Annotated in this window: 13 protein-coding genes, 1 tRNA gene and 1 pseudogene; 9 read left to right on the top strand and 6 right to left on the bottom strand. The window is 55.1% G+C overall.

What is annotated here, in order from left to right:
- Window positions 1–272 precede the first annotated feature (272 nt).
- The 5 genes from RBB77_RS22055 to RBB77_RS22035 all read left to right on the top strand — a co-directional run bounded on the left by RBB77_RS22055 (window position 273) and on the right by RBB77_RS22035 (window position 4,102).
- Entirely contained in the window at window positions 273–695 is a 423-nt protein-coding gene (locus RBB77_RS22055) for a hypothetical protein (protein ID WP_353063854.1), read from the top strand.
- A 33-nt stretch (window positions 696–728) separates the two neighbouring features.
- The gene (locus RBB77_RS22050; protein WP_353063853.1) at window positions 729–1,163 is read left to right on the top strand and encodes a universal stress protein; all 435 of its coding nucleotides are present in this window, start codon (window positions 729–731) and stop codon (window positions 1,161–1,163) included.
- A gap of 44 nt (window positions 1,164–1,207) precedes the next feature.
- Window positions 1,208–2,353: an HlyD family secretion protein gene (locus RBB77_RS22045; protein ID WP_353063852.1), complete on the top strand. Its 1,146-nt coding sequence runs from the start codon at window positions 1,208–1,210 to the stop codon at window positions 2,351–2,353.
- Complete coding sequence (locus RBB77_RS22040) at window positions 2,350–2,619, top strand: hypothetical protein (protein ID WP_353063851.1); 270 nt, start codon at window positions 2,350–2,352, stop codon at window positions 2,617–2,619. Before RBB77_RS22045 ends, RBB77_RS22040 begins: the two co-directional genes overlap by 4 nt.
- Window positions 2,620–2,719: 100 nt before the next feature.
- Window positions 2,720–4,102 carry a TolC family protein gene (locus RBB77_RS22035; protein WP_353063850.1) on the top strand — a complete coding sequence of 461 codons (1,383 nt, stop codon included), beginning with the start codon at window positions 2,720–2,722 and terminating at the stop codon, window positions 4,100–4,102.
- Between the two features lie 38 nt (window positions 4,103–4,140).
- Here RBB77_RS22035 and RBB77_RS22030 read toward each other — a convergent pair whose 3' ends face one another.
- Both RBB77_RS22030 and RBB77_RS22025 read right to left on the bottom strand, forming a co-directional pair.
- Window positions 4,141–6,693 (bottom strand): putative bifunctional diguanylate cyclase/phosphodiesterase, encoded by a 2,553-nt coding sequence (locus RBB77_RS22030; protein ID WP_353063849.1) that lies wholly within the window; start codon window positions 6,691–6,693, stop codon window positions 4,141–4,143.
- Window positions 6,694–6,824: 131 nt separating this feature from the next.
- A complete protein-coding gene (locus RBB77_RS22025) occupies window positions 6,825–8,291 on the bottom strand; it encodes a hypothetical protein (RefSeq protein ID WP_353063848.1) in 1,467 nt (488 codons plus the stop codon).
- A 344-nt stretch (window positions 8,292–8,635) separates the two neighbouring features.
- On the opposite strand from RBB77_RS22025, the gene RBB77_RS22020 reads away from it, so the two are divergent.
- Window positions 8,636–8,725 (top strand) — tRNA-Ser (locus tag RBB77_RS22020).
- Between the two features lie 220 nt (window positions 8,726–8,945).
- Here the strand turns inward: RBB77_RS22020 and RBB77_RS22015 are convergent.
- From RBB77_RS22015 to RBB77_RS22000, 4 genes and pseudogenes are all read right to left on the bottom strand, one after another.
- The gene (locus RBB77_RS22015) at window positions 8,946–9,629 is read right to left on the bottom strand and encodes an HAD family hydrolase (protein WP_353063847.1); all 684 of its coding nucleotides are present in this window, start codon (window positions 9,627–9,629) and stop codon (window positions 8,946–8,948) included.
- Window positions 9,630–9,750: 121 nt separating this feature from the next.
- A complete protein-coding gene (locus RBB77_RS22010; RefSeq protein WP_353063846.1) occupies window positions 9,751–10,704 on the bottom strand; it encodes a hypothetical protein in 954 nt (317 codons plus the stop codon).
- 6 nt (window positions 10,705–10,710) lie between these two features.
- Window positions 10,711–11,988, bottom strand: coding sequence for a Cthe_2314 family HEPN domain-containing protein (locus tag RBB77_RS22005; protein WP_353063845.1), 1,278 nt, complete (start codon window positions 11,986–11,988; stop codon window positions 10,711–10,713).
- 80 nt (window positions 11,989–12,068) lie between these two features.
- Window positions 12,069–12,428, bottom strand: a pseudogene (locus RBB77_RS22000) (SIS domain-containing protein); the annotation flags it as partial.
- 116 nt (window positions 12,429–12,544) lie between these two features.
- Here RBB77_RS22000 and RBB77_RS21995 point away from each other — a divergent pair.
- The 3 genes from RBB77_RS21995 to RBB77_RS21985 are packed head-to-tail and all read left to right on the top strand — an operon-like array spanning window position 12,545 to window position 18,031.
- Complete coding sequence (locus RBB77_RS21995) at window positions 12,545–13,318, top strand: ATPase domain-containing protein (protein WP_353063844.1); 774 nt, start codon at window positions 12,545–12,547, stop codon at window positions 13,316–13,318.
- Window positions 13,315–14,805 (top strand): DNA polymerase Y family protein, encoded by a 1,491-nt coding sequence (locus RBB77_RS21990; protein ID WP_353063843.1) that lies wholly within the window; start codon window positions 13,315–13,317, stop codon window positions 14,803–14,805. Before RBB77_RS21995 ends, RBB77_RS21990 begins: the two co-directional genes overlap by 4 nt.
- Window positions 14,783–18,031, top strand: coding sequence for a DNA polymerase III subunit alpha (locus RBB77_RS21985; protein WP_353067690.1), 3,249 nt, complete (start codon window positions 14,783–14,785; stop codon window positions 18,029–18,031). Before RBB77_RS21990 ends, RBB77_RS21985 begins: the two co-directional genes overlap by 23 nt.
- Window positions 18,032–18,060 lie beyond the last annotated feature (29 nt).

Below are 18,060 nucleotides of genomic sequence, written 5' to 3'. Positions count from 1 at the left end.
GCGAAGATCGTGCTCTCAAGAAGCCGCTTCAACTCCTCACGAATCGCCTCCTCGGAGAGGGGCCCAACGTTGACTGTGCGAATCTTCTCAGACTTCAAGCAGCACCTGTCCCTCCCAGCGTTCTCCCTCCCGTCGCCAAGCGGAGGATCACACAAACATTCTAGACGCCCAGAGCGCCTTGGCAAGCGACATCACAGTGAGATCACCGTTCCTCACGCTTCTATTCTGCGTTCTTTCTGTCATGCTCTAGGTGCCAGGCACGAGGTCCATGCGTGACACAGAAACACAGCAAACTCCGGGTGCTCGTTGCCGGACCGCCTCACGTTCAGGCGGAGTTTCAGCGACAGGTGGCCGACCTTCACGCGGCCTTCCTCTTTGTCTGTCGGACTTCAGATTTATCGCAACTTGTACGCAACCAGGAGTTGGTCCATGTCGTTGTCTTGCCCGCAGCACTGCAGAAGGTTGGCTGGTGGGGGCTCTGGAATGAAATCTGTCTGCTCAATCCGCGCCCGGCACTTCTGGTCTATACTCACACAGCCAGCTTTCAGCTGTGGTCTTCTGTGCTCGAGTCGGGCGGATACGACGTCATTGTTGAGCCGTTTACCGACGAGGAGCTTCAGGGAGCCGTACTTAGGGCAGCGCGCAGCCTTGAAGACGAGTCACAAGACGAATTCCGCGACTTTTTGGACGAATAAAGCAACTAAACGGCAGGGGAGAGGGCCCTTTTCATGCTTCAGAAGATCGTCGTCGCCTATAACGAGTCGCCAGAGGCAAAGCGAGCACTCGCGTCGGGCATGGAACTGGCTAAGAGCCTCAGTGCCCAGCTTCACATCGTCACCGTCATGGCCGATCTACCGGTCTATGGTGCGTATGCGGCGGCAGCCGATTCCTCGCTCCCAAATATTCTTCACGAGGATCGCCGCGTCTTCTATCAGACTCTTCAAGAGCACGCCACTACGTTGGCCGAAGGCCACAATCTTGCAGTGACAAGTCACCTGCTCGAAGGTCATCAGGTTGAATCACTCGTCCATTTTCTGCGCGAACAGAAATCCGATCTCCTGGTCGTGGGCCTCCATCGACGGGACCTTTATATTGCACGTCTCTGGAGCACGGTGTACGAACTGGCCCAGGAAGCGCCCTGCAGCGTACTCGGCGTACACTAGCGCCCCTCACAGAAACTCAGGCATCATTGGGAGTCATGAACGACATGATAAAGCGACTCATTGTTCCAATCATCACACTGGCCGTTGCCGCCTTGATCTTTTTCGTCATCAAGGACAACTGGACCTTATGGCAGGGCGGACATACCGAGCAACGAACAGACGACGCATATCTCCGCGCGGACATGACACCTCTCAGCACACGAATATCAGGCACCGTGCGCCGAGTCGACGTCAACGATTACGAGCCGGTCAAACCGGGCCAGGTACTCGTCCAGTTGGACGACGAAGACTACCGCGCAACCCTGGGCGAAGCTCAAGCCGCACTCGAAGGAGCAAAGGCGCAGCTTGCCGATAATCAGGCTGCCAAACTTATTGAAGACGCCAAAATCCAAAACTCCCAGGCTCTCGTAAATCAGGCGAGCTCTGCCGTCGACGCGGCCAAGGCAGCCGTCTCCTCCGCCCAGGCAGAGGTGCTGCGTGCTACTCAGGAACGAACTCGGCAGGAGGCACTTCTCGCTTCAAAGGCCGCTACCCACCAGCAGCTCGAATCAGCCGTCGGGAACGCAGACCAACTTTCTGGAATGCTCACTAGTCGCCAGGCAGACGTTGACCGCGCTACGGCCTCGCTCGCAAGCAGCCGCAGTCTGCTTGAGGCCGAACGGCGTCAGCGGCAGGCGCTCGATACCCACGACGCGGAATTCAAGGCGCAGATCGAGGCGAAACAGGCAGCTATTGTCGTCGCCAAAGTTAACCTAGGCTATACGCAAATCTCTGCGCCCACGGCTGGTTCAGTGGGAGAACGTCACGTCCTCGAAGGACAGCTTGTAGCCCCGGGTGTGCAGATCATCGATCTCGTCAAGGGAGATGTCTGGGTTCAGGCCAACTACAAAGAGACTCAACTAACCAACATCCGTAAAGGCGACGCGGCCGATATTACAATCGATACCTTTCCCGGCGTGACTCTGCACGGCAAGGTGGAAGAAATCGCTCCAGCCAGTGGATCGCAATTCGCCCTTCTGCCGCCCGACAACGCCAGCGGCAACTATACAAAGGTGGTCCAGAGAATCCCAGTCAAGATCCTCCTCGACCCCGACCACGCGCTCAAAGACAGGCTCCGCCCCGGCTTCTCCGCCATCGTTACCGTTCACGTTTCGGGCAAGCAGATCCGCGGGGAAGGACCAAGATCGTGATGTTGATGTTGGCGGAGGCGACCTCTGCAAAGTCTCCACCCGAGCCCATACCGTCAGTAAAAACGGTTCACCTCTTCCTCGGGGTGTTCGGCGTTCCGCCGGGTGCCATGATCGCGACCGGCACGGGACGCCTGATCAGTGTTGGACTCGCCGACATGCGCGGGGCCTTGCATCTAGGTGTTGACGAGGCGTCCTTGATCGGCACAGGCTTCAATGCGTCGATGATGTTCATTGGCCCCTCTCGGTCTATCTCGGTGGGTTGTTAGGACCGCGCCGCATGGAACGTGTCCCTTCACGATACAGACAGGTCGTGGCAGTGCCCGCGGCCACACCATGAGCCAACAGAATCTTTCCAGGGAATCTCCTATGCGCTTCCGTCAAACCAGCCGTTCGCCACATCAACTCCTCGCATATCTTCTGCTGGGAGCCGTTGCCACGCTCGCTTCAGACACGGCCATCCGTGCGGAAGCCAATCCCTCGAGAACTCTCACCGTCTCCCAGGCAATTGATCTCGCTCTCGCACAAAATCGCAGCCTCAAACTCGCACAGCTTTCCGTCGACGACAGCAGGCACAAGAAAGAGATCGCCCGCTCTTCATACTATCCGCAGCTTTCAAACCACTCTGCCCTCCTCCATGTCACCGAAGTCGAAGGGGTCGACATTCCTGCGGGGGCCTTCGGAAGCTCCGCGGCGACCGGGCCCATCCCGGGACAAAAGCTCTTTCTCAGTCAGGGCACTTTCACGTCTTACCAGAGCATTACCTCTCTCAATCAGCCGACCACGCAACTGCTCAAAGTACACGAGGCAAATCGCGCCGCCACCGCTGACATCAACACCGCAAGGGTTAAGCTCACTCAAGCCGAGGATGAAGTAGCGCTCAAAGCACGTCAGCTTTACTACAACATCCTGATCGTGCAACTCGAAAAAGACGCAGCTGCTGAAGAAGTCGCCGCTGGAGAAGTGAAGTTCCAGGAAAGCACCGACGATGTCACGCGCGGTCACTCGCTCGAAGTCGTAGCGCTCGAAAGTCACGCTGCTCTCCTCGACGCCCGACAGACCGTTCTGACGCAGACGCTCCAACTCCACGACCTCACGCTCTCCCTCAACGATTTACTCGGCCTTCCTCTGAACACCGAACTCCATTTGGAACCCGATGACAAAGAACAGCCACTCACTCCTCCCTCCCGTGAAGAATGTCTTCATATAGCGGAGGCCAACAATCCTGATCTTCTGGCGGCAAGACAATCAGTCATAAAAGCGAAGGCGTCCCTGGCGTCTGCGAAAGACGCCTACATTCCCGACGTTACGGCATTCGCGCACTACGACTATCAGAGTGGAATCTCGTTTTTCGTGCACAACTTCGGAGCTTTTGGAGTGACGTTTAGCTACGACCTCTTCGATGGCGGCCGCAGGAACGCTCAGATCCAGGACGCCCGCACTATCCTCGCTCAGGCCGAGTTGAGTCTGCAGAAGCTCGAAGACGAAGTCACCGTGCAGGTAGAGACTGCGTATGACAAGGTCCAGCAGCTTCAGCAGATGGTAGGCGTCGCCAAAGAGTCCCTTGACGTGCGAGTCGAAGCCTCTCGTCTATCAGATAGGCAGTTCGAACAAAACGCCGCCCTCGCTTCGGCCCGCGCTGAAGCGAGGGCGAAGTCGGCTTCTGCGCGCGCATCACTGCTCGAAGCAAACCTCGGTTTGTCACTCGCACAAGAAGATCTCAAACGCACCATTGGCCAGATGCCAAAGTAATTGTTCTTCGAGAAACACTCCGGGCTCGGAAAAGCGGCTCACACCGCGGCGACAGCGAGTGCATCCTCACGCAGCATCGACTCATACAAAGGTCCCGCCTGCAGTAAAAACTTTGCACGATCGGCCGAAACTGGCCGTGAATAGAGGAAGCCCTGTAAAAGATCGCACCCTTTCAAACAAAGCATTGCCCTCTGCTCATCCGTCTCCACTCCTTCACCCACCACCCCCAGTTCCATATTCTTGGCCATCGCGATAATGGCCTCGAGGATCGGCAGCGTGCTGTTCGGCGCACTCAGCACCTGGATGAAAGAGCGGTCGATCTTTAAACGATCGATCGGAAGTCGATGCAGATAGTTCAGAGAGGAGTACCCCGTGCCAAAATCATCGATCGCTATACTCACGCCAAGCCGCTTCAGCCGCTGCAACTGACGGGTAGATTCGGTGAAGTCTTTCACCACGACACTCTCTGTCAATTCTAGCTCCAGAAACTCGGGAGCCAGACCAGTCTCCTCAAGAACCTTCGCGACTGAATCGGCGAAGTCCTCGCGAGCGAACTGCATCGACGAGATATTTACCGCAACGCGTACCGGGGGATAGCCTTCAAGCTGCCACTGCCGATTATGCCGGCATGCCTCTCGCAACACCCAGGTGCCGAGAGAGATGATCATTTGGCTCTCTTCGGCTATCGGAACGAGGCGTGAAGGAGGCACTACGCCGAGAGTGGGATGAGTAAATCGAAGCAGCGCTTCAAATGCAGCAACGCGGCCGTTTTGATCGCACTGCGGTTGGTAATGTAACTCGTAGCCGCCGTGTTCCAGTGCAGAAGCCATCTCCTGCTCGAGTTCGCGACGGTCGATCAGAGCCTGGTTCAGTACTGAAGAGAACGTGCGTGTCCCATAATTGCCGAACTTTGCTTCGTACATCGCCAGATCCGCATTGCGCTCCAATGAGTCAGCAGAGTCTCCATCGTCGGGGAAGAGGGCTATCCCGATGCTCGCCGAAATCGACAGCTGCAGATCCTGAAACGCTACAGGCAGTTTTAGAGTATCGAGCAGCGTCTCGGCTACCATTTGTGCATCCGCACGCCCCGGTATATCCTCGAGCACAACCATAAACTCATCGCCACCCATTCGCGCAACTGTATCGCTGTCACGCAGCCTCTTCAAAAGCCGATCGGCGACCTGCCTCAGCACCGAGTCGCCCGCGGCGTGCCCGTGCACATCATTAATCTGTTTGAACTTGTTCAGATCTATCCACAGCACAGCTATCGATTCACCGTTTCGCTTAGCGCGGCGAATCGCGGTCGACAGCCGCTCCTGTCCAAGTAGTCGATTGGGCAGTGAAGTCATGCTATCGTGATAGGCATGACGTCGCAGCTCGTCCTGTAGACGGCATCGTTCGAGAACCATCGCCGCCATCTGGCTGTGCGTCTCCAAAAGTTCCAAATCGGCCGGTGACGGAGGATACCGCAGTAGCGCATAGATCGTGAGAGTTCCGAGCGGGCTTTTGTCCGGTCCAAAAAATGGAGCCGACCATAATGATTGGATACCATTGGCGCGCAGCAGTTCCGTCCACGGCTTGCGATCTGCAGCCAGGTCATCGAGTATCAGCGCTTTGCTCTGGCTAAGTGCCTCCAACTCCGGCACACTTGCCATCCCAGCCGATAATTGTTGCAGATTTCGAACGAGCTTATCTGGCACGTCAGTCGAGGCTTTCAGATGCAGCGTTCCATCCTCGAGCAGATGAAGCGCGCAGGCCCAGGTCGAGCGATGTCTCGCAAGAACCTCAACCAGAACGCGGAAGATCTCCTCCGTGGGCTCGTCACGTGCGAGCATCTCCAAGACCTGGTTTCTACCGCGGTTCAATTGTTCCACCCGCATCCGCTCTTTTACCTCGGACTGCAACTCCGCGGTGCGCTCCTCGATACGGTTTTCAAGAGAACTTCGCTCCTGTCGAAGCTCCACCTCAATTTTCATGCGGTGTACGACCTGCAGGCGCATCTCCCGCTTCAGCCAAGTCATGCATAGGATCGTGCTCAACAAAAGCAGCGGTGTTGCGGTGTCCATTCGTTCGATCCACAAGCGGATTCTGTGGATTCTCTGCGTTTGGATCAGGAACTCTGCTTCCGCTGCGTTGGTCTTTACCCGCGCGTGTTCGAGAGATTGAGCGGCTTCACTCAACTCTTGATCGTAATCAGCAATCCACATTGTATCGACAACTGGTCTCGTTGCTAGTTGTCGAAACGCCTCCGCATGCCGTGCGGTAGCTGACGAGTTTGTCGCAAAGCCCGCGGGAGCGGACTCCGCCAACGCCTGCAAAGAAGAGCCCAGCGTCGTAGCTGACGCCCGTTGGGTCTCCAAGCCAGTGCTGCTGGCGTGCGCTCCCTCCATCTGCGTCTGGAGTCCGTCAAGTTGCACCCGATACGATGTGAGCGCAGCCCTATCTTCCAAAACCGTCGATTCCACGCTCCGCAATGAGTGCGAGCCGAGCAAACTGCCAACCGAGATCGCCACTTGCAGTACGACCAACGCATAAAAGAGCTGATTTCCAATCCGTGAGCGTGATTCCAGTTGGTAATTCAGCGAAGGCAAGGAAGACTCCAAGTTACAATCCTGCCTTCTTTATCGGCCCGATCTTCAATACCGTAAGTGGGAATAGCTCCAAGTTAGGTGGAGGCCGCTCAGGCGCCCCGAATCGGTGCGACTGCCCAGCCACCGATCAGTCAATAGTTACGACTTGCAGTGTGCTCTTCCTCGAGACGAATCGACTCCGGTGGACCTACTCCATGATGTCGACGAAGCGCATCTGCTATCGCGGAGTAGCGCGGCGAATCCCGCAGCAGAAACCAACACTCGCGATCCCCCTCGCCATAATGCCAACGCCTACGCTGCCGATAAAACTCAGAGCCATAAGAGATCAGCCATAACTCATACCGCGAATCGCGAGCGCCGATCACCAGGTTCCGAGTCAAATTCGGCCACGTCCGGGTGCCATATTGCGACTGCCACTCAGGCTGGATCAGGCAGCTCTCCGCCTGATCCGGATGCGCAACAATCACATCCGCCCGCAAACGCTCGACATCTGCAGGTTGTATAAATCGATGGGCGAACTCCGGAGTGTTCAAACCCCAAGGATCATAAGTCGTCCAGCCCGTATAGTACGGCAGAAAACCAGCCTCCGTCGTAATCATTGTGCCGTGTTCGGGCATTGTGTTCAGCGCCTGCGCAATGCTCTTCGCTTCGTTAAATTGCATATCACGAAAAGTTCGAAGCTCACGATAGAACGGCATTGCAATCAAAAGCAGCCACGCACCAACGCCGACCCGCAACAAAATCCTGCGTGATGTGAGCGTCGTCTGCCCCCAATGCACCGCAATCAGAAGAGCGGCCGCCAGCGGCAGATAGTAGAAGAAGCGGTCGCCAATATTCTGATCAAGGCGCATCATCCAGTAGAACGCAGTGGGCACCGCAATTAGACTGACAAACAGATACCTCGGCCGCAGGCCTCGAGTCACGACACCCGACAACAGCACCGCGGCGTCGAAGAGCAGGTACTTTAGGCTCTGCTGCATCGAGTGAGCGACCACCAGCCCGAGCACACGTTGTGCGTCCGACTTCACCAAAAAAGGAAGTGGGAAAAGTTCACCAAAGTAATGCACTCGCCACGCGAAGTAAAGCATCCCCGGCGCAAGAAAAATTCCCGCCACCTTCCCGAACGATCTGGCCTGGTCCTTTGAAGACACCACAAGGTAACCCAGCAGCGGCAGCACAAAGACCACTCCATCCGGTCTAAAAAGACAGAGCGCAAGCGAAGTAAGCGAAGCCCACGTCGCGAGGCCCGCAGTTACCAGTAGAGCCAGCAATGCAAGCAGGAGTGCGTCGGGAAGAACCGCAAAACCCGTGGCGACTGCGAAGATCTGTGGAAACAACGCTGCCGATCCCGCGATCGCCAGCACTCGCAGCATCGAAATTTGAACGCGCCCCAGCCGCAGCAACACCATCGCCAGGCCGAGCAGCGAACCCACATTGATCACCGCCGAGAACCAGTAGGGATCCAGTCCAACCCGCATCGCTCCGGCGACCAGCGCCATCCAAGCAAAATCTGTCGCGCCTTCTGCATGTGGTCCGCCTGCAAAAAAGGTGATGGCCTTATGAGCCGCAAGATTTCTGCTGTATGCAAATAAAATCATTGCATCTTCTGCAGGCAGAAAATACTTCGGAACAATCATCAGAAAAGTCAGACAAATCGCGCCGTAAACTCGCAACAGCCACACGAGTGCATGCTCGGGCGCCGTGAATTCCGCTTTTGACTCACTATGGGACAAGGAGGACGGGTAGTGTCTTTCCGTGCGACGGGGAATTGAATTAAACAAGTGTCGGTTATTATTCTTTTTTGCAACGCGTGCGCTAGGCTATTTAAGAGTATAGATTCCATGGATGGCAGAAGAAGACATCCTTGTTGACCGTAGCTTCGAGGACGCGGCGAGGATGATATCTTTTGCGCATTCACCTGCTGCGTAATAAACTTCAAACAGGAAGAGTGGCCGAGTGGTTGATGGCTCCAGTCTTGAAAACTGGCGTACCTGAAAGGGTATCGGGGGTTCGAATCCCTCCTCTTCCGCCATTTTGTCTGCCCGTTCTCGGAGTAGCGCATAAGTGTGGCAGAGACTCGCAAAAATCCCCACAAAATGAGCTTTTCTTTCGCCGAGCCCTCTCTCCAGAGAGGCTGACGCTTTTCGTCATATTGCCTTCGAGGGAAAATTCTCCAAACTTGTCGGCTTGAGAGAATATCGGGAAGCTTCGGACACTGCGTGAATGGGCATCCGCGCGGTTTGGGGTTTGTCTTATGTATGGGCCACCGGGCCGCAGTGGGTGAGGGCGCTTTGGTCGAAGCGGTCGAGGAGTTCGGCTACGTCTTTGTAGACCTCGATGCAGCCGGCGTCGAGGAGTTCCTGGCGGGACCAGCCGCCGGTGGTGACGCCGATGGTGCGGATGCCTGCCTTGCCGGCGGACTCGGCGTCGTAGGGGGTGTCGCCGAGGGCGAGGACGCTGGTTGGTTTGGCGTGGAGCTTTTGGAGGGAGGCGGAGAAGATGTCGGGGTGGGGCTTGGAGCGGGCGGCGTCGTCGGCTGAGGTGGTCTCGTCGATGAGGTCGGCGATGTTGGCGATCTTCATGTAGGTGTCGAGGTCGGCTTTGTTGGTGGAGGAGGCGAGGGCGGTGCGGATTCCGGATTGTTTGAAGCGGAGGAAGAGGTCGCGGACGCGGGGGAAGGGTGTGACCTGGTGGAAGTAGTCCTGATGGAAGAGGAAGCTGCGGTAGGTTTTGAGGGGCTCCTCGACCATGGGGCGTTTCCACCAGGGGACGAAGACGGGGATGAGCTGGTCGCCGCCTTTGCCGATCTGTTTGCGGAGGGTTTCGATGTCGAGGGGGATGTCGATGACGGCGAAGGCGTCTCTCCATGCGGCGGCGTGGAGCCAGTTGCTTTCGACGAGGGTTCCGTCGATGTCGGAGAGAACGGCTTCTAGCATGGGGACCCACCTTTGGGAGTGCAAGATGGTGGGTTAGATGCGATTCGTGCTTTGACACGAATGCCCACATCTCAGAATCGAGATATGGGGCACCCGAGTGTAGATGTGGGCCACACGCCCATCACTTTAGCAAATCTCTAGAATCTTTTGAGAAGACTATTGCGCCTACACTCGAGCGTGGCACAAAGACAGCTTTATGGCCCCCATCGGCTAATACATAAATTCCTGCGTCGTCCTGCGCTATTATCCCTACCCGGATGGATCTTTGTGGAAGAACAACCGAGTCTTTTGAGAGGGTCAGCAGGGCGCTCACGGGTTGACCTCCGCCCCACTGGCTCGCGATATAGGGGAATACCCTCGTAGGGAATATCGCGAGGAAACAAAGAATCTGAAATGCCTGATATGGCCAGTGTAAGCGAGACGAATCTTTGCGAAGATTTGGTGTTAGCGCGAGCATGGGGAAAAAGCCGCATGCGAAGAACCAAAGTGAAAGTCGCCGCCGGGTAAAGCCGTTGCCAGGATTGATTGACAGGAAAAACCAACTCAAGAGAATGGCTGCGCTTACAGCCCATAATGTCCATGGAGCGCGCCGTGTCAACTCCTGCACCTTCCGTGACACGCTTAGCGTCGTCCAGACTGCGGCATCGAGCGCGTAGACAAGACAATAGACCGCTGTATTCCATTTCGGCGGGTTGAATGAACTGAGAACAAATATCGCTGAAGCCGGAATAGCTAGAAGGACAGAAAACGTAAAAAGCTGGCTCGCCCCTTTGAGAATGGTCGTGTAGTAGCTCGAACTCTCAGCGGTATCTCGAAGTTCTTCGAGCTTGAACGAATAATAGCTTCCCCACATCGGAGAGACTGTGAAGAGTAAGAATATGAAACCAGCAGATAGAATTTCTGGCTTAAGCACATTGGTCAAACCCATACCCAATGACGAGTAGTACAGGGAAACAGTCAAATATCCCGTAGCGTATGCGGCGATCAGAAGTAATCCCAATGCCTTCGACAAAGGTTCGAAAGTCTTAGCAAGCTTATCGATGCTGGAAGTTTCTGGCGCTGCTTCCGGTTCCATCAATGATCACACTCCATTTTCGTGTGTAAGCTGTGCTTCTAAATAAAGAGAACACGCTTTAATCACGTCCGTTGTAAAGTCAAGTACTTGCCGAAAATTCCAAGAAGTGTCGAGGATCGGATTTATCCAAAAGGATTTTCCCTTGATTTCAATCATGACGACGTCGTCGAATAAAGTATTTCTTTCGAGAATTGCAATCCTTGCGTTCTGTCTCGCTAAGCTAATCAATTGTTGAATACCTGGATCCCTCAATTCCTCAAACATCCACCCCTGTCCGGCATCCCTAATATAAGCGTCCAATTCATCGAGAGTAGGTTCTCTGTCGGATTTTTGAACTACTTTAGAAGGAGATACTGAGCCCCGGTGCGCGGATAAATTTCGCAATTGGGCAAGCCTTGTAATCAAATCGAGGGCTGAAGGCTTAGTAAAGATAGTGTTCATTTGCGGTGACACTTGAGCGAGTTTCTCAAGGAAGACCGCATATGTTGCACCGACTTGCTTTTCCTTCAAGCCGAGGGAGAATATTCCATTTACGAGCAGAGCCAGATGATCAAATGATCCGAACAGATTGATGTAATAGAAGTTCAATTGATACGAAATTTCGAAAGCATATTTTTGATTACTGAAACCGTCGCGAGTCGAGGCCGCTCGTTGCATTTCTAACCAAATTAACCGATCCCTTGCAAAACAAAGTTGGGGCAGTCGATTGTGTATGAATGATCTAGCAGTTTCTCCTACATTTACAGAAACTTTCTTCGCTCGCATTAGATTCAAAAATGCCATTGGTGCTGCGAATGTGGACGGTTCGGCTAGCTGATACATTGTGCTCCAAGTGCCGTCCCAAATCATCCTGGTATATGTCCATGGGATGTCAAATCCTCTAACGAAAAACTCAGAAAGTCGCAGCAAGAATGAAGTGTCGCTAATTAATACTTGGAGATCGTTTACAAAGGCGGGGGTAAACGCCAAAAGAGGCGACTCTGCGGGAACAACGACGCAGTCGACTCGATTGCCGTGTGCGAGTGTCGCTAGCTCTGAGGCTTCGTGATGGTCATTGATACTTGGAACTCCAAGATGGGCGGAATTCGCAGTTAGAGGATCTATTATCGTGAAAGATATATTTGCGCTGGATAATATTTCTAGGGTTTTCGCGAAGTTGGATGGAACTAAAAGGCGGACTTCACATATGCCACTGTGACGAACGGTTAGGTAAATTCGGAGGTGCTCCAATAAATCTAAAAAGGCTAAATCATTAGCCGTAATTTGATTTAACCAAACGAGCACGTCGAAGGATCGTTTGACTAGCCTTGATTTTTCGCGTTCAGGAAGGAACCTTCCTCGGACTAATGGCATCGCAAATCAATTTACTCGACCGTGACTGATTTCGCCAGGTTTCTGGGTTGGTCTACGTCACAGCCTCGGCGGACGGCGATGTGGTAGGCGAGGAGTTGGAGGGGGACTACTTCTAGGATGGGTAGGAGTAGTTCGGGGGCCTGGGGGATGTAGATGGTCTGCTCGACGAGCTGGCTGATCTCGGTGTCGCCTTCGATGGCGATGGCGATGACGCGGCCAGAGCGGGCGGTGACCTCTTGAATGTCGCTGAGGGTTTTTTCGTACTTGAGGACGCTGGAGGGATCGTTGGGGTCCTTGGTGGCGATGCAGACTACTGGGAGGGATTCGTCGATGAGGGCGTTGGGGCCGTGCTTCATCTCGCCGGCGGGGAAGAATCACATTTATTTTCTCCTTATGTTCCATATACTTACAACGAAGTGCACAACTTACAAGGCAAATACTGACTGGCGCGATGAGACGGGTTGGGCGAATATAAGGCGAACATCCTATGGCCGCCGCCCATGCAATCCGTTTTCAGATCGAAACCAAGCTGGCTCAGCGTGTGCCCGCTGCGCTGACGCTCAAGATCAAACATGCTCCGGAGGTGTTCGCCACCGGTATCACTGCAGTAGACGAGATCCTGGGCGGCGGTATTCCGCGTGGGTGCATCACTGAGGTCAGCGGAGTAGCCTCGACCGGGAAGACTTCCTTTGCTCTGTCGACTATTGCTTCCATCACGCAACTCGGCAACGCCTGTGCGTGGGTGGATGTGAGTGATGCGCTCTCCCCGGAAGCTGCCGCTGCGACGGGCGTGGAGCTGAGGCGTTTGCTCTGGCTCCGTATGTATGCCGAGCGTGGAAAGAAAGTAGCAGACAAGCCCTGGTCGCGGTTGGAGCAAGCCTTGAAAGCGACTGATCTATTACTGCAAACGGGAGGCTTCGGAGCCATCGTCCTGGATATGAGCGATGTGCTGCCTGAACATGCAAGACGCATTCCGTTAGCGACCTGGTATCGCTTTCGGCTGGCTGCAGAGCAGGCACGCACCTCATTGATCTTTCTCACGCAGTCGCACTGCACTAGCAGCTGCGCGTCGTTGGCGCTCCGTTGCGAGCTAGCGGAGACGACGCCATTCAGCAGCAATGGCGAAACGCCGCTGTTTGAGCGACGACAGTACCAGCTGGCACGTGAGCGCAACCGCAATGAAAGCACTCCTTTCATGCAGAGGAAGCCTGCTCAACGTGTGAGTTGGCCTGCAGAAACACTTTGGTCAAGGGTGCGATGATGTATGCCGTTCTCCATCCACCAAACTTCTTCGCACAGACCGCAGCGCATCAGCGCCCGGAGCTGCGTAAGAGACCGTTCGTGGTGCTCGATGGAGAGCCACCGGCGGAGATGGTCTTGGCAGCAAGCAAGACGGCACGCTCGTTAGGCGTCGAGATCGGCATGACTCGGCTGCAGGTCGAAGTATTCCCCGAAGTCGTCGCGCTCCATCGTGTCATTGAGCATGAGCATATGGCCTATACGTCTCTTCACCACGTCGCATGCATGTTCTCACCTCGCATCGAGTCGGTGGAAGAGAGGCCCGGTACATATGCATTGGACATTCGTGGGATGGATCGCCTGTACGGCGATGCCGAACAACTCGCAAACAAATTGCGACGGAGCGTCATGGCGGCAGGATTTCTTGTCAATATCGCCGTTGCTGAAAATTTCCACGCGGCAGTGTCTCTTGCATGTAGCAGGGCCGGAGTTTCAGTTGTGCTGCCCGGTTGTGAGGCGCATGCCATCGGGCAACTCCCGCTCGCGGCGCTCCGCCTTACACCGGAGGATGAAGCGACCTTTGCTGTCTGGGGTATTCGCACCTGTGCGGAACTTGCGGCGCTGTCTGAGACAGACCTGATTGCGCGTTTCGGACAAGCTGGAAAGAAGCTCCATTCTCTTGCGTGTGGCACATGGCCCCACCTGATGTTCCCGATGGAACCGAGCTTCGAGGTCAGTCTGGTGGAACGCATGGAATTGGACTTTCCGGTAGAGGAATTGGAACGTCTGCTTTTCCTGCTCTCCTGCATGACGACGACACTATTGGAGCGGGTTCGTAGTAAAGCGCGGGCTATTGCAGCACTCCGCGTCGTACTTCATCTAGATACCAAGGCACAGCATGAGCGCACTGTTCGTCCCGCGTTGCCGTTGCAGGATACGTTAACATTGCTGAAGCTCATTCAAATCGATCTGGAGACGCATCCTCCCAGCGCGGCGATTGTGGGTTTGGAGTTGCACGCGCAGTCTGCCACGCCGTATCGAGCGCAGCATGGACTCTTTCTCCCACAAGCGCCAGAGCCAGGGCGGCTCGAAGTGATGCTCGCTCGACTGCGGAAGCTGCTGGGCGACGGACGTGTCGGTTCGCCTGAGTTGACTGACGATCATCGACCAAACGCTTTTCGTATGGTGCCTTTTGAGCCGCCGCCATCACATCAGAGTGAAAGAACATCATCCTCAACGGCTATCGCTCTGCGCGTCTTCCGTCCACCGCAAATGGTCGGCGTTACGCTCGCGAACCATGCCCCAGTGCGGGTCTTCTGGGGAGGAGAGGGATATGTTGTCCGGCAGGCGGCCGGTCCCGTCCGGGTAAGCGGACAGTGGTGGTCCGAGGCCCACTGGTGCCGTGAAGAGTGGGATGTCCGACTGGAGAACGGTGGTGCCGAACGGCTTTGCCGCATCGCCTTCGATCCGCGTTCTCGCTGCTGGTATGTACAGGGGACGTATGACTGACTATGTGGAGTTGCATGCCAGGTCCGCATTTAGCTTCCTTGAAGGCTCATCGATGCCGGAGTCCTTGATCCAGCAAGCGGCACGTTTGGAGATGCCAGCAATGGCCTTGCTCGATCGCAATGGATTGTATGGCTCTGCGCGGTTTCACATGGAGGGACAACGATGCGGCGTACAGGCGCACATCGGTGCGGAGATCGCAATAAGCGACCTGGGCCAAAGTCTCCAGCCCCCACCCTATCTGCCGCACCAGCATCCACCCGAGCCCGTGCGCTTGCCGCTCCTGGTCGAGTCACGCATCGGATACCAGAATCTCTCCCGACTAATTACGCAGTTCAAACTTAGGGAGAAGACAAAGGCCGAAGGTGCTGCGGTCATCGCTGACCTGGAAGAGTGCAGCAATGGCCTGGTTTGTTTAACGGGTGGCAATGAAGGCCCACTGGCGGCAGCACTGGCACAGGGCGGCTACGACGTCGCACACAAGACAGTGGAGAAGTTGATACGGCTTTTTGGTATCCGAAATGTCTATGTCGAATTGCAACGACACTTTGACCGTGAGGAAGAACATCGCAACCGTGCGGCAATTCGTATTGCACGTTCGCTGAACCTGCCCCTGCTGGCGACGGGAGGTGTGAGCTACGCTACTCCGTATGAGCGCGAAATGCTCGATATCTTTACTTGCATTCGCCATCGCAAGACGCTCGATACGGTGGGTCGCCTCCTGAGCCGCAACGCAGAACGTCATCTGCACACGGCGACCGAGGTGCACAAACTCTTCTATGACTATCCAGAGGCCATCGCCAATACCTGTGAACTGTCGAGCCGCCTGCAATTTCAGTTGGCCGGGCTTAGATACCAGTTTCCGGCATATCCAGTGCCGGATAGCGATACGATGGATTCGTTTCTTCGTAAGCGCGTGAATGAGGGTATACGCCGACGCTATCTCCCCAAAAATGATGCAGCTCTCTATGAGAAGGCAAACCAGCAAGCGGAGAAAGAGCTGCGATTGGTTGAAAAGTTGGGGCTGGCAGGCTACTTCCTGATCGTGTGGGACATCGTTTGCTTTTGCAAGGACAATGGCATTCTCATTCAGGGACGCGGCTCTGCCGCGAATAGTGTGATCTGCTACGCGCTCGGCATTACCATTGTTGATTCAGTTGGCCTCGACCTGCTCTTTGAGCGATTCCTTTCGGAAGAACGTGGTGAGTGGCCTGATATTGATCTTGATCTACCCAGCAAGACAGATCGTGAGCGCGCTATTCAATATGTGTACCAGCGTTACGGTGAGCTAGGTGCCGCAATGACGGCGAATGTCATCACCTTCCGAAACCGATCTTCTTCGCGAGAAGTTGGTAAAGTTTTCGGCTTCGATCAAAGAACGGTGTCTGAACTCGCCGGGTTGATGAGTGCGTGGGAGTGGAAGGCCCCAAGCGATACGCTGGAGAACAGTTTTAAGGCAGCGGGACTCGATATGAAACATCAACGCATCGCGCACTTTCTTCGAAAGTCGGGCGAAGTGCTGAATTTGCCTCGCAATCTCGGCCAGCACTCTGGGGGGATGGTCATCTGCCAAGGACATCTAGATTCGGTAGTTCCCATCGAACGGGCTTCAATGCCGGGCCGGACAGTTGTGCAGTGGGATAAAGACGACTGCTCCGATATGGGCATCATTAAGGTGGATCTCCTGGGTCTCGGGATGCTCGCGGTGCTCAAGGATGCTGCCTATCTCGTTCCACAGTATTACGGCAAACAACTCGACTACGCACAGCTACCACAGGACGACGCCGTATACGCGACCATCGAGCAGGCCGATACGGTAGGGCTGTTTCAGATAGAAAGCCGCGCCCAAATGTCTGCTCTGCCGCGTACGAAGCCGAAGTGCTTCGCGGATTTGTCGATGCAAGTTGCCATCATCCGCCCTGGGCCCGTGACAGGAAAGTTCGTTAATCCCTATATCGCACGGAGACTTGGACGAGAGCCCATCGTCTATCTCCATTCGTCATTCAAGCCATTTCTGGAACGCACACTTGGTGTGCCGTTGTTTCAGGAACAGGTAATGAAGATTGGCATGGTCGCAGCAAATCTCTCAGGTGGAGAAGCCGAGGAACTGCGCAAGGCAATGGGCGGTAAACGGTCCGAATCGATCATCGCAGGACTGAAAACCCGCCTACATGCGGGGATGACCGCGAACGGATTTAACGCGGCAACACAAGAAGAAGTGATGCGGGTGCTATCGACCGTTAAAGAGTTCATGTTTCCCGAATCGCACGCCCACAGCTTTGCCTCTATCGCGTATTCGAGCGCCTACACTCGTTATCACTACACCGCCGCGTATACCTGTGCCCTTTTCAACAATCAGCCGATGGGTTTTTATTCACCAGCCACGATAGCGAACGATGCAAAACGACACGGCGTCAAAATCGTCCCTATCGACGTACAGCGTTCAGGCTGGTTCTGCACGCTCGAAGAGCTAAACGAGGGTGACCTCGCCAGGTATGCCGGACCTTTCGCTGTTCGCATGGGGCTGAAGTATGTGAAGGGATTGCGACAGAAGGTCGGGGACGCCATCACCGAAACCCGTATTTTGGACGGTCCATTCATCTCTGAGTACGATTTGCGTCGGCGCATACCGTCAATCAAAAAGCCAGAGCTGGCTCTGCTGGCGAAAGCAGGAGCTTTCAACTGGACCGGAGAGAAACACCACAGACGCACGGCCCTCTGGAATGCCGAACGTGCTGGACAGAGCGCGGGGCCGCTCTTCGAAAACATTCCAGATGAATACGAGCAACAAGCTACGGCTCCGCTGCGCCTCATGACAACCGACGAGCGGTTGGTAGCTGATTTTGAAAGCACCGGAGTAACGCTTGGCCTGCACCCGATGGCGTATCACCGGGCAGAGCTCAACGCCGCTGGTGTTCTCTCAGCCGCAAGTTTGAGAGGTATGCCGGATGGAATGCACACGCGCATCGCTGGGGCGGTGATTGCTCGACAGCGTCCCGGAACGGCCGAAGGATTCATCTTCCTCAGCCTAGAAGATGAGACAGGCATCTCTAACGCGATCATCAATCCGCATCTCTATGAACGGAATCGCGTCACGGTGACACGAGGAAAATTCCTTCGTATAGAAGGCACGCTTCAAAATCAGGACGGCGTTATTAACGTGAGAGCGTCAGCCGTTCATGTACTCCCGCACACGGCCGTTAATTTAAACTCGCATGACTTCCATTAGGTTTCCGACCTTTCACGCGGCTGTCCCTA

It is taken from the genome of Tunturibacter psychrotolerans (assembly GCF_040359615.1).
In the GTDB taxonomy this organism is placed as follows: domain Bacteria; phylum Acidobacteriota; class Terriglobia; order Terriglobales; family Acidobacteriaceae; genus Edaphobacter; species Edaphobacter psychrotolerans.
Note: the sequence above shows the minus strand (reverse complement) of the source record. Positions and strands in the feature narration are given on the sequence as shown.